The organism is Neorhizobium galegae, assembly GCF_017877055.1.
In the GTDB taxonomy this organism is placed as follows: domain Bacteria; phylum Pseudomonadota; class Alphaproteobacteria; order Rhizobiales; family Rhizobiaceae; genus Neorhizobium; species Neorhizobium galegae_D.
Window position 1 is genome coordinate 421,758 of record NZ_JAGIPG010000002.1, and the last position, 23,737, is coordinate 445,494.

Annotated in this window: 22 protein-coding genes; 11 read left to right on the forward strand and 11 right to left on the reverse strand. The window is 61.9% G+C overall.

Translation table 11 applies throughout. The features are described 5' to 3' along the window. The first annotated feature begins 174 nt into the window (after positions 1-174). Complete coding sequence (locus J2857_RS12380) at positions 175-1,710, forward strand: YifB family Mg chelatase-like AAA ATPase (protein ID WP_210010475.1); 1,536 nt, start codon at positions 175-177, stop codon at positions 1,708-1,710. A 267-nt stretch (positions 1,711-1,977) separates the two neighbouring features. Here the strand turns inward: J2857_RS12380 and cysK are convergent, their stop codons facing one another. Both cysK and dut read right to left on the reverse strand, forming a co-directional pair. Next, positions 1,978-2,946, reverse strand: a complete 969-nt coding sequence (gene cysK / locus J2857_RS12385) for a cysteine synthase A (protein ID WP_210010476.1) — start codon at positions 2,944-2,946, stop codon at positions 1,978-1,980. A 129-nt stretch (positions 2,947-3,075) separates the two neighbouring features. Further along, the gene (gene dut / locus J2857_RS12390) at positions 3,076-3,546 is read right to left on the reverse strand and encodes a dUTP diphosphatase (protein ID WP_210011659.1); all 471 of its coding nucleotides are present in this window, start codon (positions 3,544-3,546) and stop codon (positions 3,076-3,078) included. A 98-nt stretch (positions 3,547-3,644) separates the two neighbouring features. Here dut and J2857_RS12395 point away from each other — a divergent pair, with 98 nt between their 5' ends. Continuing rightward, positions 3,645-5,228: a peptide chain release factor 3 gene (locus J2857_RS12395; RefSeq protein WP_210010477.1), complete on the forward strand. Its 1,584-nt coding sequence runs from the start codon at positions 3,645-3,647 to the stop codon at positions 5,226-5,228. 16 nt (positions 5,229-5,244) lie between these two features. On the opposite strand, the gene J2857_RS12400 is transcribed toward J2857_RS12395, so the two are convergent. Further along, on the reverse strand, positions 5,245-6,189 hold the full coding sequence (locus J2857_RS12400; RefSeq protein WP_210010478.1) for a threonine/serine dehydratase: 945 nt from the start codon (positions 6,187-6,189) through the stop codon (positions 5,245-5,247). Positions 6,190-6,251: 62 nt separating this feature from the next. Then, complete coding sequence (locus J2857_RS12405) at positions 6,252-7,145, reverse strand: LysR substrate-binding domain-containing protein (RefSeq protein ID WP_210010479.1); 894 nt, start codon at positions 7,143-7,145, stop codon at positions 6,252-6,254. Positions 7,146-7,255: 110 nt separating this feature from the next. Between J2857_RS12405 and J2857_RS12410 the strand changes: the two genes are divergently transcribed. Next, on the forward strand, positions 7,256-7,963 hold the full coding sequence (locus J2857_RS12410) for a glutathione S-transferase family protein (protein ID WP_210010480.1): 708 nt from the start codon (positions 7,256-7,258) through the stop codon (positions 7,961-7,963). Positions 7,964-8,059: 96 nt separating this feature from the next. On the opposite strand, the gene otsA is transcribed toward J2857_RS12410, so the two are convergent. Both otsA and otsB read right to left on the reverse strand, forming a co-directional pair. Then, positions 8,060-9,436, reverse strand: a complete 1,377-nt coding sequence (otsA, locus tag J2857_RS12415; protein WP_210010481.1) for an alpha,alpha-trehalose-phosphate synthase (UDP-forming) — start codon at positions 9,434-9,436, stop codon at positions 8,060-8,062. 17 nt (positions 9,437-9,453) lie between these two features. Then, positions 9,454-10,269 (reverse strand): trehalose-phosphatase, encoded by an 816-nt coding sequence (gene otsB / locus J2857_RS12420; RefSeq protein ID WP_210010482.1) that lies wholly within the window; start codon positions 10,267-10,269, stop codon positions 9,454-9,456. 194 nt (positions 10,270-10,463) lie between these two features. Between otsB and J2857_RS12425 the strand changes: the two genes are divergently transcribed. Next, positions 10,464-11,258: a class II glutamine amidotransferase gene (locus J2857_RS12425; RefSeq protein WP_210010483.1), complete on the forward strand. Its 795-nt coding sequence runs from the start codon at positions 10,464-10,466 to the stop codon at positions 11,256-11,258. 3 nt (positions 11,259-11,261) lie between these two features. Here the strand turns inward: J2857_RS12425 and coaBC are convergent, their stop codons facing one another. Next, positions 11,262-12,467 (reverse strand): bifunctional phosphopantothenoylcysteine decarboxylase/phosphopantothenate--cysteine ligase CoaBC, encoded by a 1,206-nt coding sequence (gene coaBC, locus J2857_RS12430; protein WP_210010484.1) that lies wholly within the window; start codon positions 12,465-12,467, stop codon positions 11,262-11,264. Positions 12,468-12,595: 128 nt separating this feature from the next. Between coaBC and J2857_RS12435 the strand changes: the two genes are divergently transcribed. Together J2857_RS12435 and J2857_RS12440 are read left to right on the forward strand one after the other, a co-directional pair. Then, entirely contained in the window at positions 12,596-12,955 is a 360-nt protein-coding gene (locus tag J2857_RS12435; protein WP_210010485.1) for a hypothetical protein, read from the forward strand. A gap of 222 nt (positions 12,956-13,177) precedes the next feature. Next, on the forward strand, positions 13,178-13,738 hold the full coding sequence (locus J2857_RS12440; protein ID WP_210010486.1) for a glyoxalase superfamily protein: 561 nt from the start codon (positions 13,178-13,180) through the stop codon (positions 13,736-13,738). 28 nt (positions 13,739-13,766) lie between these two features. On the opposite strand, the gene J2857_RS12445 is transcribed toward J2857_RS12440, so the two are convergent. From J2857_RS12445 to ubiE, 4 genes are all read right to left on the reverse strand, one after another. After that, positions 13,767-14,543 carry a hypothetical protein gene (locus tag J2857_RS12445; RefSeq protein WP_210010487.1) on the reverse strand — a complete coding sequence of 259 codons (777 nt, stop codon included), beginning with the start codon at positions 14,541-14,543 and terminating at the stop codon, positions 13,767-13,769. Then, positions 14,530-15,867 carry a hypothetical protein gene (locus tag J2857_RS12450; protein ID WP_210010488.1) on the reverse strand — a complete coding sequence of 446 codons (1,338 nt, stop codon included), beginning with the start codon at positions 15,865-15,867 and terminating at the stop codon, positions 14,530-14,532. The genes J2857_RS12445 and J2857_RS12450 overlap by 14 nt, the downstream gene beginning before the upstream one ends. A gap of 157 nt (positions 15,868-16,024) precedes the next feature. Further along, on the reverse strand, positions 16,025-17,587 hold the full coding sequence (ubiB, locus tag J2857_RS12455; RefSeq protein WP_210010489.1) for a 2-polyprenylphenol 6-hydroxylase: 1,563 nt from the start codon (positions 17,585-17,587) through the stop codon (positions 16,025-16,027). Between the two features lie 4 nt (positions 17,588-17,591). Continuing rightward, positions 17,592-18,368, reverse strand: coding sequence for a bifunctional demethylmenaquinone methyltransferase/2-methoxy-6-polyprenyl-1,4-benzoquinol methylase UbiE (gene ubiE / locus J2857_RS12460; RefSeq protein ID WP_210010490.1), 777 nt, complete (start codon positions 18,366-18,368; stop codon positions 17,592-17,594). Positions 18,369-18,519: 151 nt separating this feature from the next. Here ubiE and mutM point away from each other — a divergent pair, with 151 nt between their 5' ends. The 5 genes from mutM to J2857_RS12485 all read left to right on the forward strand — a co-directional run bounded on the left by mutM (position 18,520) and on the right by J2857_RS12485 (position 23,730). Then, on the forward strand, positions 18,520-19,398 hold the full coding sequence (mutM, locus tag J2857_RS12465) for a bifunctional DNA-formamidopyrimidine glycosylase/DNA-(apurinic or apyrimidinic site) lyase (protein WP_210010491.1): 879 nt from the start codon (positions 18,520-18,522) through the stop codon (positions 19,396-19,398). A 55-nt stretch (positions 19,399-19,453) separates the two neighbouring features. Then, entirely contained in the window at positions 19,454-20,227 is a 774-nt protein-coding gene (locus J2857_RS12470; protein ID WP_210010492.1) for an enoyl-CoA hydratase, read from the forward strand. A gap of 191 nt (positions 20,228-20,418) precedes the next feature. Continuing rightward, on the forward strand, positions 20,419-20,685 hold the full coding sequence (gene rpsT, locus J2857_RS12475) for a 30S ribosomal protein S20 (protein ID WP_210010493.1): 267 nt from the start codon (positions 20,419-20,421) through the stop codon (positions 20,683-20,685). A gap of 856 nt (positions 20,686-21,541) precedes the next feature. Next, positions 21,542-23,107, forward strand: coding sequence for a chromosomal replication initiator protein DnaA (gene dnaA, locus J2857_RS12480; RefSeq protein WP_210010494.1), 1,566 nt, complete (start codon positions 21,542-21,544; stop codon positions 23,105-23,107). Positions 23,108-23,145: 38 nt separating this feature from the next. Beyond that, on the forward strand, positions 23,146-23,730 hold the full coding sequence (locus J2857_RS12485; protein WP_348635676.1) for a LysE family translocator: 585 nt from the start codon (positions 23,146-23,148) through the stop codon (positions 23,728-23,730). The last annotated feature ends 7 nt before the right edge of the window (positions 23,731-23,737 follow it).

A 23,737-nucleotide genomic window follows, 5' to 3' on the forward strand; every position in this document is an offset into this window, starting at 1 on the left:
ACGGATCGCCTTTGTTCTCGCGATGCAACCGCCCGCAACCCATATGCAGCGGATGCGTGAAATTGTTCGTTTAATGTTCTTGTTTCATTCCGGTTTCTATGCCAGATTGCAATTCCTGGCACGGAAAGCGTGTATCGCTGGCGTCCTGGACATGAAGTTAGGGGCGGGGTGGATATGGTTTCGCGCGTCAGCACAGTCGCATTCCAGGGCATAGAAGGCGTTCCGGTCGACGTGCAGGTCATGGTCGGCCCGGGCAAGATTAACATGCATATCGTCGGCCTGCCGGACAAGGCGGTGGCCGAGAGCCGCGAGCGGGTGCAGGCAGCGTTGCACGCGTCGGGCCTTGCCATGCCGCCGAAGAAGATCACCGTCAATCTGGCGCCGGCCGACCTGCCGAAGGAAGGATCGCATTTCGACCTGCCGATCGCGCTGGCCCTGATGGCGGCACTGGGCGCCGTTCCCGGAGACGCACTCACCGGTTACGTCGTGCTCGGGGAACTGAACCTCGACGGCACGCTTGCGCCTGTGGCCGGCGCACTTCCGGCGGCAATCGCCGCCAACGCGCTGGGAAAGGGCCTGATCTGCCCGGCCGACAGCGGCGCGGAAGCCGCCTGGGCAGGGGCCGAGATCGATATCGTCGCACCGCGCAGCCTGATCGCGCTCGCAAACCATTTCCGCGGCACCCAGGTCATCTCGCGTCCGCAGCCGGCAATCCGCGCCTTGCCTGCGAATTTGCCGGATCTGATCGACATCAAGGGCCAGGAAAGCGCCAAGCGGGCGCTGGAAGTCGCCGCCGCCGGTGGGCATAATCTTCTAATGGTCGGCCCCCCGGGCTCCGGCAAATCCATGCTGGCTGCGCGGCTGCCCTCCATCCTGCCGCCGCTTTCGGCCGCCGAGCTGCTGGAAGTGTCGATGATCCATTCGATTGCCGGGCAGCTTTCCGGCGGCAAGCTTTCCGACCGCAGGCCTTACCGCACGCCGCATCATTCGGCCACCATGGCAGCGCTGGTGGGCGGCGGCCTGCGCGCCAGGCCCGGGGAAGCGTCGCTCGCCCATCATGGGGTGCTGTTCCTCGACGAATTCCCGGAATTCTCGCCACAGGTGCTGGACGCGCTCCGCCAGCCGTTGGAGACCGGCGAATGCATTATCGCCCGCGCCAATCATCGGGTTTCCTATCCCGCCAGTATCCAGCTCGTCGCCGCCATGAACCCATGCCGTTGCGGAATGGCGGGCGAACCCGGCCATTCCTGCGCGCGGGGGCCAAAATGCATGTCGGACTACCAGGGGCGTATTTCGGGGCCGCTGATGGACCGTATAGATATCCGCATCGACGTGCCGGCGGTTTCAGCCGCCGATCTCATTCGCCCGATGCCGGCGGAAAGCAGCGCGGATGTCGCCAAGCGCGTGGCGGCTGCGCGTGACAGGCAGCGGGAGCGGTTCGAACAGGCCGGTTATCCGCGCGTCCTCACCAATGCCCGCTGCTCGACGGCGCTGATCGAGAAGATCGCCGAACCCGATCCGGGCGGCCTTCAGCTGCTTAGGGATGCGGCGGAAAAACTCAAGTTCTCGGCACGCGGATACCACCGCATATTGAAAGTCGCCCGCACGCTCGCTGATCTCGACGGCAAGGAGACGGTCGGCCGCATTCATCTCGCCGAGGCGATCTCCTATCGCATGGTCGGAGAACGGCTGGCGACGGCCGCGGCGTGAGGCAGAAGGTTAGGGATGGGTTGCAAGGGCCAGGAGGTGGCGATGAATTTGCTCTGCGGCCAGGGCAGGTCGTCACCGATGACCAAGCCCCACTTAGGCGGACCGCCGCTTTGGCAGACGCGGATAGCATACCCTTCCGTCGTCATCCTCGGGCTTGACCCGAGGGTCCATCCGCCCTGGCGACGCCGCCCTAACGTAGTCAACCCTGGTGGGCTTGGCCGTGGATCCTCGGGTCAAGCCCGAGGATGACGACCTGAAGAAGTGCAGCTAGCCGCCCAACCCTTCAAACAACGCCGTCGACAGGTATCGCTCGGCGAAGGAGGGAATGATGACGACGATGGTCTTGCCGGCATTTTCCGCGCGGCTGCCGACTTCGATGGCGGCAGTCAGCGCCGCTCCGGAAGAGATACCGACCGGTACGCCTTCGAGCCTGGCCACCAGACGGGCCATCTCCATGGCCTCGCTGCTGTTGACGGTGACGATCTCGTCATAGATGTGCGTGTCGAGGATCTTTGGCGCAAAACCTGCTCCTATGCCCTGGATCTTGTGCGGACCGGGCTGGCCGCCGGAAAGCACTGGCGACTCCTCGGGCTCTACGGCGATGACCTTGAGCGCCGGGTTGCGCTCCTTCAGCACCTGGCCGGCACCGGTGATCGTGCCGCCTGTGCCGATGCCGGAGACGAAGATGTCGATCTTGCCGTCGGTATCGTTCCAGATTTCCTCGGCCGTTGTCTTGCGATGGATTTCGGGGTTGGCCGGATTTTCGAACTGCTGCGGGATGATTGCATCCGGAAGCGAGGCGGCAAGTTCTTCCGCCTTGGCGATCGCACCCTTCATGCCCTTCGGGCCTTCCGTCAGCACCAGTTCGGCGCCGAGCAGGGCCAGCATCTTTCGCCGCTCGATCGACATGGTTTCCGGCATGGTGAGGATCAGCTTGTAGCCCTTGGCGGCCGCAGCGAAGGCGAGCGCAATGCCGGTATTGCCGGATGTCGGCTCGACCAGCGTGGTCCTGCCGGGCGTGATCTTGCCCTGGGCCTCAAGGCTCTCGATCATCGCCACGCCGATACGGTCCTTCACCGAGGCGATCGGGTTGAAGAATTCCAGCTTGGCCAGAAGGTTGGCCTTCACGCCCTTTTCCTTGGCCAGCTTGTCGAGGCGCACGATCGGCGTGTCGCCGATGGTCTCGGTGATCGACGAATAGATTCGGCCGCGTCCCGGCTTTCTGGTCTCTGGCATAGTGCTCTCCCTGAGTTTGGAGAGAAGTTAGGGCGTGTTCCCGAGGAATACCAGCAAGGCGGAACCGAACGGAAAGAGAAATGGAAATTTTGTTCCCGGAAGTGGTCGGGAACGAAAACGCCTTTGCGTTCAGAGGCCGGTCGAGCCGAAGCCACCGGCGCCGCGGGCAGTTGCGGAGGTTTCCGTAATCTCGGCCACCCGAGCCTGGGTCACCGGCGCGATCACTATCTGGGCGATGCGCATGCCACGGGTGATGACGAAATCCTCGTCGCCGAGATTGATCAGCAGCACCTTCACCTCGCCGCGATAATCGCTGTCGATCGTGCCGGGCGTGTTGAGGCAGGTGATGCCGTTCTTGAAGGCAAGGCCGGAGCGCGGCCGGATCTGCGCCTCGAACCCTTCCGGGATTTCGAAGATAAAGCCGGTCGGCACCAGCGCCCGCTTGCCGGGCGCGATCGTCAGCGGCATGCCGTCTTCGACGGCGGCGCGCAGGTCCATGCCAGCGGCGCCCGTGGTTTCATAGGCCGGCAGGTCGAGGCCGGCACCGTGCGCGAGGCGGACAAGATTGAGCTTCGGCGAGGAGGGGGCGTGGATGTTCATCATGTCATTTGCCGACCCGGTGCCGCTCCGGTCAAACACGAATTGAAAGTTATCCACGGAGACGTTAGATACGCGGTAACGTAAAGGATCTAGAAAACATGCCCGAAACGATTGCCGAGGCGGTTTCCCGCCGCCGCACATTCGCAATTATTGCCCATCCGGACGCGGGCAAGACGACGCTGACCGAAAAACTGCTGCTGTTCGGCGGCGCGATCCAGCTCGCCGGCGAAGTGAAAGCGAAGAAGGACCGCATCCAGACCCGGTCCGACTGGATGAAGATCGAGCGCGAGCGCGGCATCTCGGTCGTCACCTCGGTGATGACCTTCGAATATGACGGCAACGTCTTCAACATTCTCGATACGCCCGGCCACGAAGACTTCGCCGACGATACCTATCGCACGCTGACGGCGGTGGACGCGGCGGTCATGGTCATCGACGCCGCCAAGGGCATCGAACCGCGGACGCTGAAACTGTTCGAAGTCTGCCGCATGCGTGATATCCCGATCATCACCTTCGTCAACAAGATGGACCGTGAAAGCCGCGATCCGTTCGAGATCCTCGATGAAGTCGAGGAGAAGCTGGCGCTCGACACCGCTCCGGTCACCTGGCCGATCGGCCGTTCGAAGAGTTTTTGCGGGTCCTATAACCTGGCGGACAATACCGTTCGCGGCTCGGATACGGACGTCAAGGCAACCCCGGTCAACGGGCCTCAGAGCGTTGCCGGCCGCCTTCCGGAAAACGAGCGTGCCGCCTTCGTCGAGGAGACCGAGCTGGCGATCGAGGCCTGCCGGCCGTTCGACCGCAAGGCTTTCCTCGAAGGCCACATGACGCCGGTCTTCTTCGGTTCGGCTTTGCGGAATTTCGGCGTGCGCGATCTCATCGATGCGCTGGGCGATTTTGCCCCGCCGCCGCGGGACCAGGTGGCGGACATCCGCACCGTGCACGCGACCGACGACAAGATGACGGCCTTCGTCTTCAAGATCCAGGCCAACATGGATCCGAACCATCGCGACCGTATCGCTTTCGCCCGCATCTGCTCGGGCAAGCTGGAGCGTGGCATGAAGGCGCGGCTGTCGCGCACCGGCAAGCAGCTCGGGCTGACGGCGCCGCAATTCTTCTTTGCGTCCCAGCGACAGCTGGCCGACACCGCCTATGCGGGCGATGTGGTCGGCATCCCGAACCACGGCACGCTGCGCATCGGCGATACGCTGACCGAAGGCGAGCAACTGGTGTTCCAGGGCGTGCCGAACTTCTCGCCGGAAATCCTCCGCCGCGTCCGGCTGGAGGATGCCATGAAGGCGAAGAAGCTCAAGGAAGCGCTGCAGCAAATGGCGGAAGAGGGCGTCGTGCAGCTCTTCTCGCCAGAAGACGGCTCGCCGGCCATTGTCGGCGTCGTCGGTGCGCTGCAGCTCGACGTCTTGAAGGAACGGCTGCAGGGCGAATACGGCCTGCCGGTTTCCTTCGAAATGTCGCGCTTCTCGATCTGCCGCTGGATTTCTGCCGATCATCAGGCCGATCTCGACAAGTTCCTCACTGTGAAGCGCGGCGATATCGCCCGCGATCTCGATGGCGATCCGGTTTTTCTCGCGCAGGACAGCTTTTCGCTGCGCTACGAGTCGGAGCGTTATCCGGCGATCAAGATGGTTGCCATCAAGGAATATCAGGTCGCCAAGGCGGCCTGATATCATTCGGTCATCTTTAGGCGAACTTGACCGCCGTCGTGTTCGACCCACAGACGAGGACGCAGACGCGCTCGGCCGGGCCGGGGACATATTTTCCAGAGAGTAGAGCTGCAAAGGCCGCGGCGCCGCCCGGTTCGGCGACGATACGGGCGCCGGCCCAGAGTGCCTTCTGGGCGGAGAGGATTTCGTCGTCGGTCACCAGGACCGGCGGCTGGACGAATTTCTGGGCAACGGGGAACATGAGTTCCCCGACCTGCTTTGGCGCAAGCGAATCCGCCGCGATGCCGCCGGCCGGCGCATCGACCGGGTGACCGGCCTTAAAGGCTTCGTAAAGCGTCGGCGCGCCGTCCGATTCCACCGCGACGATCTTCACCCGGCCGCGGAACCAGGAGGCGATGCCGCCGATCAATCCACCGCCGCCGACCGCGACGAGCAGCGTCGTCATCTCCGGCAGGTCGTCTTCGATCTCCTTGCCGAGCGTGCCCTGCCCGAGCAGGGTTTCCACCTGGTCATAGGCATGGGCGGCGATTGCGCCGCTCGTCGCCACATAGGCCTGGCTCGCTGCCAATGCATCGTTGTAGCGGTCGCCGCCGACCACCAGTTCCGCGCCATAGGAGCGAATGAGGTCGATCTTTGCCTGCGAGGCCACGCTCGGTACGAAAATATGCGCTGGCACGCCGAGCCGCATCGCCGCATAGGCGACCGCCGCCCCGTGATTGCCGCCGGACGCGGCAACGACACCCGCGGCAGGGACTTTGCGTGTCAACAGGTTGGTGAAGGCGCCGCGCGCCTTGAAGGAGCCGGAATGCTGCAGCAGCTCAAGCTTCAGGTCGACCGGCAGCGGCGCTCCGCCGAAATCCCGCATGTCGACGCGCATCACCGGTGTGCGGCGGATATGCGGCCGGATGAGCGTTTCGGTTTCCGCGATACGTTCGGGCGTGACGGTGTTTTCGATCGACATGATGGCCTCGTCGGATTGGAACGGCAATGGGTATCCGTCAAATCGTCGAAATGAAAGTCCCTTTAGGCGCCGATCCGTTCGCTGAGGAAGTCGACGACGGCGCGCACCGCGGGAAGCTGCCCGCGCCGATGCGGCATCAGGATCGTCGTGGTGATGCTGCCGGCCGTCCAATCCGGTAACAGGCGGATCAGCCTGCCGTCGGCAAGCGCGCCGCGGCAGACGGAAGTCGGCAGGCAGGTCAGACCAAGGCCTGCCATCGTTGCCTTCATGATCACCATCGGCTCGTCGGCGGAAAGCACGGATCTGGGTGTCACGACGACCGCTTCGCCATCCTCGGAGGCCAACTTCCAGACCATATCCGTCGGGCCGGCAGTGACCGCCCTGTGCCCGGCGAGATCCTCCGGACGTAAGGGTTCGCCGTGGGCGTGAACATAATCCGGTGAGGCGACGACGAAAAAAGGGTCGGTCGCAAGCTTCTTCTGCAGCAGCGTCGAATCCGGCAGCGGCGCCTGATGGCTGCGCACCGCAATATCGAAACCTTCCTGAACGATATCGACAAACCGGTCGCTGACATGCAGCGAAAGATGCAGCTTCGGATATCGTGCCGAAAGCTCGGCGAGATGATCGGCGAGCACGAATTGCGCGGTCGGCACCGCAGCCGTCATCCGCACGATGCCGCTCGGCTCGCCGAGATGGGTACGCACGATGGTTTCCGCCATCTCGGCTTCGATGACCGAGGCTTGCGCGTGGCGGAAAAAATCCCGGCCGAGGTCGGTCAGCGAGAAACTGCGGGATGTCCGCTGGATCAGCCGCACTCCGAGCCGGTCCTCGAGCTCCGCCACGCGTTTGCTGACGGTGGATTTCGGCACGCCGAGCCGGCGCCCTGCCGCGGAGAAGCCGCCGTGCTCCACCGCCTGCACGAAGAAATAAAGATCGTTGAGGTTGGGCAAAGTCATTCTCAGCTTCCACGCATGTAGACTTAAAGGCGGAAAATTGTTGCCTACCGCTCCGGCGTCCACGAAATCATATTGGTGGTGTCTCAGAGTTTCAATCCAGGGAGTATGAAATGACACCGATCCTGTTTTACGGCGTTCCGGAAGGATGTTCCTTCGGCTCGATCGTCGCGCTCGAATGGACTGGCGCGCCCTATCGGCTGTGCCGGGTCGAAATGCCGGCCGTGGTTTCCAGCGAGGCTTACAAGCCGGTCAATCCGATCGGTGAAACACCGTCGCTGATGCTGCCGGACGGTCGGGTGATGAGCGAGAGCATGGCGATCCTCAACCACATCGCCGCGCGCACGGTGGACAAGGGCTGGGGTTTCGATCCGAAGTCGGAAAAATTCGACCGGCTGAACCAGATGCTGGCTTTCCTCAATACCGCCTTTTTCAGTGCCTTCGGTCCGCTCTGGCACACGGTGGAGCACGAACTCGACCCGGTGGCCAAGCAAGCGCTTCGCGCTTACGGTGTCGCCAAGGTCGAAAAGGCGCATGCGCAGCTCGAAAAGCTTCTCGGCGGCCGCGAGTGGCTGCTCGGCGACGATAAGAGTTTTGCGGATGCCTATTTCGCCGGCATTGCCCGCTGGAACGATTTCCACCAGGTCGTCGATCGGGGGCAGTTTCCGGCGCTCAACGCCCTTTACGAGCGCCTGCAGCAGGACCCCGCGGCGCAGTTCGCCTGGGCCATCGAACATCAGGAAGAGGCACAGACGAGCGGCCAGTTCCTCGGCCATGTGAGTCTCGATGAGGCGCTCGGATCGTTGAAGCAGGCGGCTTGATCCAATAACCATCCGCAGTCATGGCGTCCTGGCAACGCCATGACCAAAGCACCCGCCGGACGTGATATTGCGGTTGATCTTCAGACTTTGAGGAGCTTACGCCGCGGTGAGATCCTCAAGGAAGTCGTCGCACCAGCGGGTGACGTCGTGTTCGAGGAGATGCTCCATCATGCGGCCCCAGCGCTCCTTGCGCTCCTCGATCGGCATGTTGATGCCGCGCGCGATCGCGTTTGCCGTGCCCTCGATGTCATAGGGATTGACCAGCAGCGCCCCACGCAGCTCCCGCGCCGCACCCGCAAAACGCGACAGCACCAGAACGCCCGGATTTTCCGGATCCTGTGCCGCGACATATTCCTTGGCGACGAGGTTCATGCCGTCGCGTAGCGGCGTAACGAGCCCGATTCTGGCGAGCCGATAAAGGCCTGCCAGAACGGGCCTGCCGATCGAGCGGTTGATATAGCGGATCGGCACCCAGTCGACCGTGCCGATGGCACCGTTCACGCGGCCCGCCTGTTCGGCCACCATGCGCTGCATCTGCTCGTATTCCGGCACTTCGGATCGGGATTTCGGGGTGATCTGCAGGTAGGTGACGCGGTTGTGATGGGCGGGGTTGGATTTGACGAAGTGCTCGAAGGCATCGATCCGCTGGGTGATGCCCTTGGAATAATCCAACCGGTCGACGCCGATGATCAGGTCGCGTCCTTCGACACTCTGCTTGGCCTTGCGCACGATGACATTGCTGGCCGCTTTCTTCGCGTATTCGGCAAACATCGCCGTCTCGATGCTGATCGGATAAAAGCCGCCCTTGAAGGTGCGTCCGTAAGAAGTCAGCTTTCCGCCCTCGAGTGCGTCCCCGATGCCTTCTCGTACCAGTCCTCCGACGAAATTGGCGAGGTCGTGATCGGTCTGAAACCCTACCAGGTCGTAGTAGGAGAGGTTCTTCATGATCTCCTCATGCACGGGCATGGTGAACAGCACATCCGCGGGCGGCCAGGGAATGTGCAGGAAGAAGCCGATCTTGTTCTTGAGGCCCATCTGGCGCAGTTCCGCGGCAAGCGGGATCAGGTGGTAGTCGTGCACCCAGATGACGTCGTCTTCCTGGATGAGCGGCGCCAGCTTGTGGGCGAAGAAGCGGTTGACGCGGAAGTAACCGGCCATCTCCTTGCGTCCATATTCCGCCAGATCCATCCGGTAATGACAGATCGGCCAGAGCACCCGGTTGGCAAACCCGTGGTAATATTCCTCGACATCCGTCTTGGTGAGATCGGTGAGCGCATAGGTGATGTTGCCATGCTGCTGCATGTCGAGCGGCGCCGGCTCCTTCGCGCCGCTGGATTTACCGGACCATCCCATCCAGATGCCGCCGTGCTCCTCCAGAGCGGCCTGCAGCGCGACGGCCAGCCCGCCGGCCGGGGCATCGCCGCTTTTTTGCGGAAGGGAGACACGGTTCGAAACGACGACAAGTCGGCTCAAGATATTGTCCTTTCAACTCAGGCAGCGTTGGGCTTTACGCCGCTCGCAAGCGCTTTGATTGCCGCGCGCAGTGCCGCGACCGAGGGTAGGGTGGACTTGGCTTCCGTCTCGGCCGGTGTCTCGGCGATACGGATGGAATGGCCGCCAAGCTGGTTGGCGGTGCGGAACATCGCTTCGTCGGTCACGTCGTCGCCGATCGCGATCGGCCTGCGGCCCTGGAAGGGCGGTTGATCGAGAAAGGCCTGCAAGGCGTGACCCTTGCTCGCCTGGGCAGGCCGGATTTCCATCACCATCTTGCCGTGCTGGAGCGTGAAGTCCGGACCTGCCATATCGAGGTAGCGCGGCATGGCCGCCTCGACCGCCTCGCGTTGCTCCGGCGCCTGGCGATAATGGGCGGCGACGGCCGCCCCCTTGTCCTCCACCAGAACGCCCGGCCATTGGCCGGCTTCACGGATAAGAGCCGCCTTCAGATCCTCGAACGCGGCACCGATCTCGACATGGCTGATCGCCCCGGAGGGATCGCGGCGCTCCGAGCCGTGCAGGCCTGCGATCGGAAATTTGTACGGTGTGAAAAGCTGATCGGCATAGGGAAGTGCCCGGCCTGTGACCAGCGCCAGCGCGCCACCGAGCTTCATGGAAAGGCGATGCAGGTTTTCAGGCAGTTCCGGCGGTACGACGATCCCGTCCGGGGTCTCGGCAAGGTCGATCAGGGTGCCGTCGATATCGAGAAATAGCGCCCATCGCTCCGGTTCGAGCATCAGCCTTGCGAGAATGGGATCCCCTGGAAGGAGCACTTCTGCTGTAGCTGGGCTCGACTGTTCTTTACGCGACATGTGCTTCTATCTAGGCCGCCAAATTCCGGCGGCAACCTCGAAAGAACACGCACTGTCGCAAAAAGTGATACCTGCTTTGGCGAAAAACTGGCATGAAGCCATCGGATTCATGTTTCATTAAGCCTTTGTCGCGACCCTGAAGTTCCTGGATTTTCTGGCCGCGCACTGTCGGCAATGTCGGAGCAAAAAGACCCATGTGTCGTTGGGCAGCCTATCGCGGCGAACCCCTTTATCTCGAAGAACTCGTCTCCTCGCCGGCCCACTCCCTGATAGAGCAGTCTCATTGCGCCACCCGCGCCAAGACCGCAACGAATGGTGATGGTTTCGGCATCGCCTGGTATGGCGACAGGCCGGAACCCGGCCGTTACCGCGATATCCTTCCCGCCTGGTCCGATTGCAATCTGAAGAGCCTGGCGCGGCAGATCCGTTCGCCGCTTTTCCTTGCCCATGTGCGGGCGGCAACCCATGGCGCGACGCGGCGCGACAACTGCCATCCTTTCGTCCAGGGCCACTGGTCGTTCATGCATAACGGCCAGATCTCCGGCTTCGAGCGCATCCGCCGGCATATGGAAGGCATGCTCTCGGATGCGCTGTTCGATGCCCGCACCGGAACGACGGATTCCGAACTTCTCTTCCTGCTCGCGTTGCAATTCGGGCTCGACACCGATCCGTTCCGAGCCATGGAAAAGGCGATCGCCATGGTCGAAGACCTGTCGATGGAAAAATCGGGCGAGGCATTGGTGCGCTTCACCGCCGCCTATTCCAACGGCCGGGAACTCTACGCGGTGCGGTACGCCAGCGACCACAAGCCGCCAACGCTCTACGCGGCGCCGATGGGCGGCGAGACGGGTTACTGCCTCGTGTCCGAACCGCTGAATGATGAGGCTGATACCTGGGTGGAAATCCCGGATGGCAGCGCCGTCGTGGTTGATGCCGGCGGCATGCAGGTCACGTTTTTCCGGCCGAAGGCACTGTCCGAAGCAGCCTGAAATCTATCCCAGCTTCGAGGCGATCAGTGCCGCAAGGCGCTCCGCCACCTCGTCCTTGTCGAGATCGGGCCAGTCATCGACGCCGTTGGCGCTGATGATCTTCACCCGGTTGCGGGCGCCGCCCATGATGCCGGTTTCCGGCGACACGTCGTTGGCGACGATCAGGTCGGCACCCTTGCGTTCCAGTTTCGCGCGGCCGTTCTTTTCGACATCCTGGGTCTCTGCGGCAAAGCCGACCACCAGCTTCGGCCGCTTTTCGTGATGCCCGACGGTCTTCAGGATGTCCGGGTTTTCGGTCAGCAACAGGGGAGGCGGGGTCTCGCCCGATTGCTTCTTGATCTTCTGGCCGGCCGACGAGGCGACGCGCCAGTCGGCGACCGCCGCCACCATGACGGCGATATCGGCCGGAAGACGGGAGATCACGGCTTCCAGCATTTCCTCGGCCCGTTCCACATGCACGGTTTTTACGCCCGCCGGATCGGCAATCGTCACCGGTCCGGAGACAAGCGTCACATCCGCGCCGAGCTTTGCGAGCGCCGCCGCGATCGCGTGGCCCTGGCGGCCGGAGGAGCGGTTGGCGATGTAACGCACCGGGTCGATCGGCTCGTGGGTCGGGCCGGATGTGACGATCACCTTTTTGCCGGCGAGCGGTTTCGGTGCACCGTCCAGCAGTTTGACCGCCGCCGCGACGATCTCGAGCGGTTCGGCCATGCGGCCGGTGCCGGCCTCGCTGCTTTCGGCCATCTCGCCCGCCATCGGGCCTACGAAATGCATGCCATCGGCTTTCAGCGTCTCGACATTGCGCTTGGTCGCGGGCGACTCCCACATTTTCGGGTTCATGGCCGGCGCGACCAGAACCGGCCGGTCGGTGGCGAGCAGCACGGCGCTCGCGAGATCGTCCGCCAGTCCATGCGCCATCTTGGCCATCAGGTCGGCGCTGGCGGGTGCTACGATGACGAGGTCGTTGTCGCGGGCAAGCCTGATATGCCCGACATCCTGTTCGTCCTCGCGAGAAAACAGATCGATATAGACATGGCTGGCAGAGAGCGCGCCGACCGCGAGCGGCGTGATGAATTCCTGTGCCGCCTTCGTCATCACCGGCCGGACGGAGGCGCCTCGCTCGCGGAGCCGACGGATGAGATCGAGGCTCTTATAGGCTGCGATGCCGCCGGAGATGATCAGAAGGATGCGCTTGCCAGAGAGTTCCATGCCCGTACCCGATACCAGAATGGCCGGAAGCTAAGCCTTTGGCCGCCAAGTTGCAATTGTCTTCAGCATCGCTGGTACCGCGGAACAGTTGCAGCCGACGGGAGTTCGGCGGCAAAGGGAGAACCGTCATGAAAAAGAAGATCGTTCCGAAGAAGGTCGCCGGATTCAAGGTGCCGAAATCCGTGCGCAAGTCGTCCTTGCTGCGCAATATGCTGGCGAGCCGCACCGGCCGGCAGATGCTGGCGAGGGCGCTCGTCGCCGGCGCCAATGCAGCCGCCGCGGTGCTGACCGATGAGCGTGCCGACATCCGTAAGCCCCGCAAGACAAGCGGCCGCAGACGCGCCCTTGCCGCAAGCGTGGCTGGCGAGGCAATCGAGAGCGCGACTGCGGCAGCCACCGACGTCGTCACCAGCCCGACCCGCCCGCTCTTCAAGGCCAGCGCCAAGGCGAAGGAGGGCCGGATTTTCCCGGAGCCGGTTACGCATTGACGCGAAAGCGATCCGAGCATCTTGTGCTAATTTCTGGACTGCGATACTCCTGTTTGCGGCCGGATGCGGCCAGCCGCCCGCGGCGTTTCTTACGTCCAGGTGAACGCATCCCACTGCCTCTCATCCTGTGCCAATCCGGCCAATGATGACGAACGGATCAGTAATGCGGGCGCTGATTGACAGACCTACCGGTCTTTGTTCGTCTGTTGAAAGGATGATGAGATGCGCGATTTCCGCGATGCAAAACTGATGGCGAAAAGCCTGCGCGAGGCTTTTGCAGAACGTAAGATTGAGCTGACGCACAGCCAGACCCTGGAGCTGGTTGCGGCACAGTTCGGTTATGACAACTGGAATATACTTGCTGCAAAGATCGATGCAGCAGAACCGCAGCAAAAGAGGCCGGATGCGGTTTCGATCCAGCCGGCGATCCCGATCTTCCGGATGTTCTCCGTCGACAAGGCGATGGAATTCTACCGTGATTTCCTAGGCTTCACCGTGGACTGGGAACACAGCTTCGGCGAAGATTTCCCGCTCTATTGCCAGATTTCGAGAAGCGGCATGCTGATGCACCTGTCCGAACATGCGGGCGATGCCTCTCCGGGCGCACGGGTCTTCGTGCCGATGACGGGTGTGCGCGCCTTTCAGCAGGAGCTGATCGGCAAGAACTACCAGTACATGAAGCCAAGGCTCGAACAGGCGGACTGGGGTCTGGAAGTGACGGTCACCGACCCGTTCAGCAACCGCATCACCTTCTGCGAGCGGGAGATCAAGCCGCAAGCCTGACCTGGGGCCCGCAAGGCCGAACGGGACGCTAGATCTTCTTCCTGGCCGTCGCGAACGGCTCGGTCGTCAGCTTGAAATCCGTCATTTCCTTCGGCGTCAGGTAATAGAGCCGGTCGGGCGGCGTTTCGAGCGCATGGATCCAGAGGCCTGCGCCGATGCCCATCTGGTCGAGATGCCGGGCGACCCGCGCGGTGGTCGCCTGTGCGGCGAACATCGCCTGTTCCGCCGACGGCCGTTCCTTGGCTCCGTTGAACACCTGGTGCACGCCGATCACCGCATCCTTCTCTGCCAAACGCCCGACGCCGCCGGCAAATACGATCGGGCAGGAAGAGGCGCAGAGCGCTTTCGACGCCACTTTCGTGTCGAGCTTCCTGTCGCGGATCATCTTCGACATGGCGAGTGCATCGTCCACCGAGCCGCCGGGGGAGTTGAGCGTCACGGTCTTTACATATTCCCCGCGCGTTTCGATCTCCTTGGAGAAGCGGGCGGCAGCGCCTGGATCGATCGTGCCTTCGGCGAGCAGCACACCGCCTGTGGTGAGCTCGAAGGTCATCGGCTTTCGCAGCACTTCCTTCGAGCTGGCGGGCTGCACCGGCGGCGCGGCGGGCACGCCCTCGGTGAGTGCCGGTGGCAGCACGGGCTGGCCCTCATGCATAGGATCGAAGCCGGGCAAGGCGGCGTTCATCATCGTCATGTCGCGAATATCGACGACGAGGAAAACTGCCGCAGCCGAGAGAAGCACATAGAAGGCGCCGCGCATCAGCATGCCCTCGTCGAGCTTCCTGATCGCCTCACCGATCCTCATGCGAACGGTCCCGGCTGCGTGACTTGAGATCGATCGCGGTGATGTTGTTCGGCTCGAGTTCAGACGCTGATTCCGGCCTTGGCGCCGATGTCTTGTCCTCGGCTTCCGTCTTGGCAATCGTCTGTTCGACGTTCACTCCGCTCGCGGTAACGGCACGTTGAACTTCGAGCGCCCTGAGAAGTTCGGCCGCCGTGATCCGTTCGGCGAAGGGCAGGTTTTCCTCCTGGCGGCGGATCGCGCCATGCACGGTGGCGAGAATGAACACCATCACGCCGGGCAGAAGATCGATGGAAATAGCGCCGGCCCAGGCGGGAATGAAGTCCTGCGCATAGTGCAGCACGGCCTCGGCGGACGAGAGCGGCACGAAACGACGCTCCTGCACTGGTGGACGGGTAAGGATCTCGTCGGCGGCCTTGGCAAGCGCCTTGGACTGCGCCGTGACCGAGGTGCGGACGGTGTCCATCACCTGGTTCTGGCGGTTGATGAGATCGGCCGCACCGCCATCCGGAACCGGCGCGATAAAACCAAGCGACAGGTCGTCCGCCGCGCGGCGGATCGACGGGGCGATCGAAGTTTGGGCGAGCGAGGTGATGACGCCGGTCAGCGCCACGGCTTCGGTGGAAAACTGGTCGGCACGCGGTTCGATCGTGCCGGGTGCCGAGACCAGCGAACGCATCGTCTCGAGCCGTTTCTGGCCCTGGGTGAAGAGGTCCTCCACCTGCTCGCGGGAGGCGCTGATGTTGGCCTGCAGCGACTTCATCTGCGACGACATCTGGCTGAGAAGCTGCACGACGCTACCCGATCCGGTCGTGCCGGTCAGCGAGCCGGACTGCCGCTCGACGCCTGCCAGCTGGGAGAAACGTTCGGATGCGCGCTGGATATCCGGCAGCAGGCTTTGCGCCGCGAGCGCGTTCTGGTGGGCACGATCGAGATCGGCGGTATAGTCCTCGACCGTTTCGGAAAGATGCTGCTCCACGGCTGCGGAGCCGGCAAGGGCCGCCGCATTCAGCCAGCTCGACATGGCAAGGATCATTGCTGCGCCGATCGCCATGACGCCGAGCATGGCTGACCGCCCGGCACGGGTCGTCACATGCGGATAGAACCTGGCCATATAGGACCAGAAGGCATAGATGCCGACCGAGACCGAGGCAGAGTAGATGACTGCCGCAAAGAATACGGCCGTCGGCGACCCGTCGAGGATGCTGCGCGCCCCGAGATAGGTGTAGACACCGGAGGCGAGCGCCAGCACGGCGAGCGCGAAACGGGTCATCGTCTCGACGGCCGCGACACCGTCATGCAAGCGTTGAGTTGCGCCTAGCGCCATGAACTGTCTCCGGAAGGGCAAGTCCCAAAAGGAATGTATTCCTTAACAGAGAATGAGAACTCGGCGGAATAAAGGCCGCTTTGGAGTTGCGATATGGCGAAAACCCTTGTGGATCGGGGTTATTTCACCATCAGGAAGCCAGACACCGGGTGTGGGCTCAGCTCAGAGCAAAGGCGAGATACAGCAGAGACAGCGCGATGATCCAAAGCGCGACACGGCCTGAACGATTGTGGCGTGCTTCCGACCTGCCGATCGCGTCCGCGGTCTCCGGATCGAAGCGCAGGCCGTGCTCGCTCATATGCACAAGTTCCTGGTGTAATTTTTCCGTCTTGGCTGCGATTTCCGGAAGAGCCTCGGCGAGCTTGACGGCGGCTTTGACGCCGTCGCGCAGATCCGAGACGATCCGTTTCGGCCCAAGATTGTCGCGGATCCACTGGCCAACGACCGGCTCCGACGCCTTCCACATGTTGAAGCGCGGATCGAGCATGCGCGACACGCCTTCGACCACGACCATGGTTTTCTGCAGCAGGATCAGTTCGGTGCGGGTCTGCATCTCGAACAGGTCGGTGACCTCGAAGAGCAGGGCCAGAAGGCGCGCCATGGAGATCGTTTCGGCCGGCTGGCCGTGGATCGGTTCGCCGATCGCGCGGATCGCCTGGGCGAAGCTCGCCACGTCGTGGTGGGAAGGTACGTAACCGGCCTCGAAATGCACTTCCGCCACGCGCAGATAGTCGCGGGTGATGAAACCGTAGAGGATTTCGGCGAGGAAACGGCGCTCCTTCTTGCCGAGCCGGCCGACGATGCCCATGTCGACCGCGACGATCGTGCCGGCGGAATCCACGAACAGATTGCCGGGATGCATGTCCGCATGGAAAAAGCCGTCCCGCAGCGTGTGGCGCAGGAAGGACTGGATCAGCACCTCGGCGAGCTTTTCGAGATTATGCCCGGCGGCACGAAGACCCGCGACATCCGACATCTTGACGCCATCGATCCACTCCATGGTGATCACGTCGCGGCCGGTGCGTTCCCAGTCGACCAACGGCACCCGGAACCCGGGATCCTCCTTGGTATTCTCGGCGATCTCGGAAAGCGCCGCAGCCTCCAGGCGCAGGTCCATTTCCACCTTGGTGGTCTGTTCGAGCGTCCGCGTCACCTCGACGGGCCTTAAGCGGCGGCTGGAGCGCATGAAGCGCTCCTGCATGCGCGACAGCAGATACATGCTCTCGATGTCATGGGCGAAGCGCTGGCGCACGCCCGGGCGCACCACCTTGATGGCCACTTTCCTGTCATTGACGAGGCCGGGATGGACCTGGGCGATTGAGGCCGCCGCGATCGGCTCGTCGAAGGAGGAATAGAGATCGCCGATCGTTCGGCCGAGCGATGCCTCGACCGCCGCTTTCGCGATCTCGGTCGGGAAGAAGGCCATACGGTCCTGCAGCATGGCGAGATCGACGGCCCAGTCGACGCCGACCACATCCGGACGGGTCGCAAGGAACTGGCCGATCTTGACATAGGAAGGCCCCAGCCGGTCGACGGCGCGGGTCAGGCGCTCGCTGCGTGCCTGTGTCTTGGAGCGAAACCGCGCCAAGGGCTCGACCAGCGCCTTGATGAGGCCGACGGAAGGCGGCATGTCCTGGGTCGGCAGCGCCGATACCACGCCCTCACGCACAAGAACCCAGCCGACGCGGACAAGCCGGAAATAAGCGCCGATCGTGCTCATGCGTTCAGAGCTTCCAGCCGGAATGCAGCGCCGCGATGCCGCCGGTATAATTGGTGTAGGTGACGCGCGAAAAACCCGCATTGCGGATCATCGCGGCGAAATTTTCCTGGTTCGGGAATTTTCGGATCGATTCCACCAGATATTGGTAGGGCTCGGCTTCGCCGGTGATCATCCTGCCGAAGCGCGGGATCGCCTTGAACGACCATTCCTCGTAGAAGCGCTCCAGAAGCGGCATCTCGACTTCGGAAAATTCCAGCACCAGCAACCGTCCGCCGCGCTTCAGCACGCGGTAGGCCTCCTTCAGCGCCACGTCGATATGCGGCACGTTGCGGATGCCGAAAGCGATCGTATAGGCATCGAAGGAATTGGCCTCGAAAGGCAGCGACTCGGCATTGGCTTCGACGAAGGCGAGGTTTTCGGAAAGATGTTTCCTTTCGGCCCGCTCGGCGCCGACTGCCAGCATCGAGCCATTGATGTCGAGCACGGTCACATGCGCCTTGCGGTCGGAAGCCTCGACGATCCGGAAAGCGATATCGCCTGTGCCGCCGGCCACATCCAGGGTCTTGTAGCCGACGTCCTTTCGCGGGTTGAGCGAGGCGATCAAGGCGTTCTTCCAGACGCGGTGCATGCCGGCCGACATCACGTCGTTCATCACGTCGTAGCGTTTGGCGACCTTGTGGAAGACGTCGTTGACGAGGCCCTGCTTCTCGCCGTCCGCGACCTTGCGGAAGCCATAGGATGTTTCCATCCCGCCGTCGGCGCTGGTACGGGCTTCAGTCATCGGTGAACTCCTAACGTCTCTCTTCTGGTCGGCGACCATAGCGAAATCGCTCATCGCACGCTATCTGTGGCACGTCTCATTACGTGGGTGCGACATCCGGTCCGGTCTATAGACCAGGCGCGATGTCGTTGAAACAGGAAGTTAGTCAATCATGCCCGAATTGCCAGAGGTGGAAACCGTCCGGCGCGGTCTCGCCCCGGCAATGGAAGGCGCGGTGATCGCCAAGCTCGAACTCAATCGTCCGGACCTGCGCTTTCCGCTGCCGGAGAATTTCGCGGCTGCGATCAAAGAGCGCCGCATCGTCTCGCTTGGCCGGCGCGCCAAATACCTGCTGATCGATCTGGAAGACGATCTCACCGTGATCAGCCATCTCGGCATGTCGGGATCGTTTCGGATCGAGAACGAAATGCTCGGCGAGTTCCACCATCCGCGCTCGAAGGATCAGAAGCACGATCATGTCGTCTTTCATCTGAGACAGAAGGAAGGCCTGCTGCGTGTCATCTATAATGACCCGCGCCGTTTCGGCTTCATGCAGTTGTGGAAGCGCAGCGAGCTCGATCTCTATCCGGCTTTCGTCGAACTCGGACCGGAGCCGACCGGCAATGCGCTCGATGCCGATTACCTAGCGGGGAGGCTGGCGGGCAAGAGCCAGCCGCTTAAAGGTGCGCTGCTCGATCAGACGGTGATAGCCGGCCTCGGCAATATCTATGTCTGCGAGGCGCTGTGGCGTTCGCACCTCCTGCCGACTCGCGCTTCAGGCAGCATCGTGACCAAGACGGGCAAGCCGAAGAAGGAGATGGTCCTCCTCAACCAGTCGATCCGCGACGTCATTGCCGATGCGATAGCCGCCGGAGGCTCGTCGCTGAGAGACCATATCCAGACGGATGGCTCGCTCGGTTATTTCCAGCACTCCTTCTCCGTCTACGACCGGGAAGACGAAGCTTGCCGCACGCCGGGCTGCAGCGGTACCGTCGCGCGCATCACCCAGGCGGGCCGTTCCACCTTCTATTGCCCGGTCTGCCAGAAATAACTGCTGCCACAAATAACCAACTGCCAGAAGTCCAGAGCAGAAGAGGAGAGATCGGATGAGCTACGAAACCCTGCTGACCGAAACCCGGGGCGCCGTCGCGCTCATCACCCTCAATCGGCCGGCCGCGCTCAACGCGCTCAACTCGACCGTCATGGCCGATTTGACCGAAGCGCTTTCCGCATTCGGCAAGGACGAGGCGATCGGTGCGATCGTGCTGACCGGTTCCGAAAAAGCCTTTGCCGCTGGCGCCGATATCAAGGAAATGCAGGGCATCGATTTCGTCGAGGCCTATGTGAACGACTTCATCTCCGGCTGGGAGGCGATCGCTGCCACCCGCAAGCCGATGATCGCTGCCGTCTCCGGTTTCGCGCTCGGCGGCGGCTGCGAACTCGCCATGATGTGTGATTTCATCATCGCCTCGGAAACGGCAAAGTTCGGCCAGCCGGAGATTACGCTCGGCGTCATTCCCGGCATGGGCGGCTCGCAGCGGCTGACCCGCGCGGTCGGCAAGGCGAAGGCGATGGACATGGTGATGACCGGCCGGATGATGGATGCCGCGGAAGCCGAGCGGGCAGGGCTTGTGTCGCGTATCGTTTCGCCGGAGCGGCTGATCGACGAGGCGGTCGAGGCGGCGGCGAAGATCGCCTCTTTCCCGCGCGCCGCAGTGCTGATGGCCAAGGAGGCCGTCAATCGCTCCTTCGAGACGACGCTTGCCGAAGGCCTGCGCTTCGAACGGCGGCTTTTCCATTCGCTGTTTGCGACCGCCGACCAGAAGGAAGGCATGGCGGCCTTCGTGGAAAAGCGAAAGCCGCGGTTCTCCAACCGCTAAATCCTGCAACAGCGGATGGTCATCCACCAAAATGCGCGTTGACTGGGGCGGGTATTCCGGTTATATGCCCGCCCACAGTTGGGAAAGCCTGATCACGGCTTCCTCTATTGCTCCCGAATTGCTGGATTGATGGTCGCAAGGACCGACGCGGCAACGGCGGAGTTTGGTTCGAATTCGTAGAGAGGCATGAAATGGCCAATACAACTTCGGCGAAAAAAGCGACCCGCAAGATCGCTCGCCGTACCGCAGTCAACAAGTCCCGCCGCTCGCGCGTTCGCGGCTTCATCCGCAAGGTCGAAGAGGCCATCGCTACGGGCGATGTGGCGGTTGCTGCAGAAGCCCTGAAGGCTGCCCAGCCAGAGATCCAGCGCGCCGCTACCAAGGGCGTGCTTCACAGCAACACGGCATCCCGCAAGGTGTCCCGTCTTGCTGCACGCGTGAAGGCCCTTTCGGCCTAATAAATTTCACAAACTGTATCATAATGAAGCCTGGTCGTTCTGACTGGGCTTTTTGTGATTCTCTCAGGGCTCCTTATATTTATCCGGCTCATTAACAATTTCGTGTCATCGGCGTGACAGAAAATAGCCAGTTAAATCAATATTTTACAGGAGGTCTATGAGTCCATGGGTGACTTTGGCGACGGGTAAAAGCCCCCAGATGGAGTCAAGAAGATTTTTATTTTTTCTGTGAACGATTGTTCAGAATGTATCTCATTTTTGAATCCCATTGATTCAACAGCGATTCTCCATGAATGCCTCTGTGACATTCAAATCACGCTCGCGGAGTCAACGCCCGCCTCTTAATTTTGCGTAAAATTCATCATTGATCTTGGCATTTGATCCTGCCTAAATGGCCTCCAGCAAGGGGCGCGGGGATTACTTCAGAGGGCTGCCGGTCACCGTCATATGTAGGACGCCAGGCAGACTTTTACCCTTTGCAACGGGATAAATCTCCCGTTTTCCTGATAACCATCGGTTGCGGTCCGGAAATTGACATTTCCGGAAACGGCCGGGTTTTGTCAACGCGATCCGGTCCATATCCGGATGAAGGAGGTGGAAGAGGTTCGGACGGCTCATGATGAGGATGAGGGCGTTCGTATATGCGGGGTGGCTCCTGCAAGCGCAGACCGTTCACGAGGCGGGCTGAGCGTAACTTTCGATCGGCTGCGAGGACGAGAGAAGGTTTTGAAACAAAAGGGGACGGGCGGCGACGGTTCTCAATGATTGGGAATGGTTTGCTATGCCTTGAAACGAAGTTTGCTCTGGCGGCGTTAACGAGAACCGCCAGGCTACGCGATTTGGAAGGCGGCGAATTATGCATATGAATACTATATCAGCCCGTGCAGGTAATGGGGACCAGGCACGGCAGGCATTTGATTCAAGTTGCTCCCAGGCGGCAGGGGAAACGACGGAAATGAAGCATAATGCTCTTTTTGAGCGGTTTAGTGCACGTCTGAAGGCACAGGTCGGTCAGGATGTTTATGCAAGCTGGTTCGGGCGTTTGAAACTGCATTCCGTCTCAAAGAGCGTTGTTCGGCTCACGGTACCGACCACCTTTCTGAAGTCCTGGATCAACAATCGTTACCTCGATCTCATCACGTCCATATTCCAGGCGGAAGATGCTGAAATCCTGAAGGTGGAAATCCTGGTGCGTAGCGCAAGTCGCAGTACCAAGGCGCCTGTGGCAGGTGAAGAACGCAGTCTGGCGCCGGAACCTGTCGTTGTTGCCTCGTTTCCGCGTTCTCAGGGTCCTCGCGAGATTGGCAAGATCGCCGCTTTCCCGTCGCCGTCTGCTGCGCCGGCGCGTTCCACCCAGGCTCCCGGACCGCTGTTCGGTTCCCCGCTCGATAGCCGCTTTACCTTCGACACTTTCGTAGAAGGCCCATCGAACCGGGTAGCGCTTGCCGCGGCCAAGACCATCGCTGAAGCCGGCGCGAGCGCGGTCCGTTTCAATCCGCTCTTTATTCACTCGGGCGTCGGCCTCGGCAAGACGCACCTACTGCAGGCGATCGCCAATGCGGCCGTCGGCAGCGAGCGCATGCCGCGGGTCGTCTATCTGACGGCCGAATATTTCATGTGGCGCTTTGCGACCGCGATCCGCGACAACGACGCACTGACGCTCAAGGACTCGCTGCGCAATATCGATCTGCTGATCATCGACGACATGCAGTTCCTACAGGGCAAGATGATCCAGAACGAGTTCTGCCATCTCCTGAACATGCTGCTCGACAGCGCCAAGCAGGTGGTGGTTGCCGCCGACCGTGCGCCTTGGGAGCTGGAATCGCTCGATCCTCGTGTTCGCTCGCGTCTGCAGGGTGGGGTGGCGATCGAAGTCGAGGCGCCGGACTATGAAATGCGTCTCGAGATGATCAAGGGCCGCCTGGCGACTGCCCGACAGGACGATCCGTCCCTCGATATCCCGGCAGAAATCCTCAGCCACGTCGCACGCAATGTGACCGCCAGCGGTCGCGAGCTGGAAGGCGCCTTCAATCAGCTTCTGTTCCGCCGCTCCTTCGAGCCTTCGCTCTCGATCGAGCGTGTCGATGAGTTGCTCGCCCATCTGGTGGGTGCAGGCGAAGCCAAACGCGTCCGTATCGAGGACATCCAGCGCATCGTCGCCCGTCATTATAATGTATCGCGCCAGGAACTGGTCTCGAACCGGCGCACCCGGGTCATCGTCAAGCCGCGCCAGATCGCCATGTATCTGTCGAAGACGCTGACGCCGCGCTCCTTCCCGGAAATCGGCCGCCGTTTCGGCGGCAGGGACCATACAACCGTCCTGCATGCGGTCCGCAAGATCGAGGAATTGATTTCGGGTGACACGAAGCTCAGCCACGAGGTAGAACTGCTGAAACGGCTGATCAACGAGAACAACGCTTAAAATATATGTTTCTGCTTTCTGTAGCAACGATCTGGGCCGTGGCGTGCATAACGCCAGGGCCCAATACGCTTCTGGTCATGCGCTATGCGCTGACCGCCCCGCGGCGCGTGCCGATCATGGCGGCGATGGGGACGATCACCGGCACGCTCTGCTGGGGTTTTGCGGGCTGGCTGGGGATCAATGTCCTGTTCCAGGCGGCTCCCTTTGCCTATGTGGCGCTCAAGATCGTCGGCGGGCTGTATCTCGTCTGGCTTGGATTGAAGATATTCCTGGATGCACGAAAGTCGCGCCAGTCGGCTGATATCGCGGCGGCGCGTATCGAGGTGCCGCTCAAGACCGCCTACCGGATGGGGCTGGCGACCAATCTTGCCAATCCGAAATCGGCGCTCTTCGTTGCCAGTCTTTTCGCTGCGACCATGCCGGCCGGCACGCCCTTCCTGTATGGCCTGGCGGCGATTGCCGTCATGGTCGCCGTCTCGACGGTCTATTATACCTTCCTGGTGGCGCTGATCACCCACCGAACGGTGGCGGCCGCCTATATCAAGGCCAAGAAGAAGATCGATCTCGGCGTCGGCATGGTCTTCGTCGGCTTTGGCACCAAGCTGCTGATGTCCCAGCGCTGAGGATCAT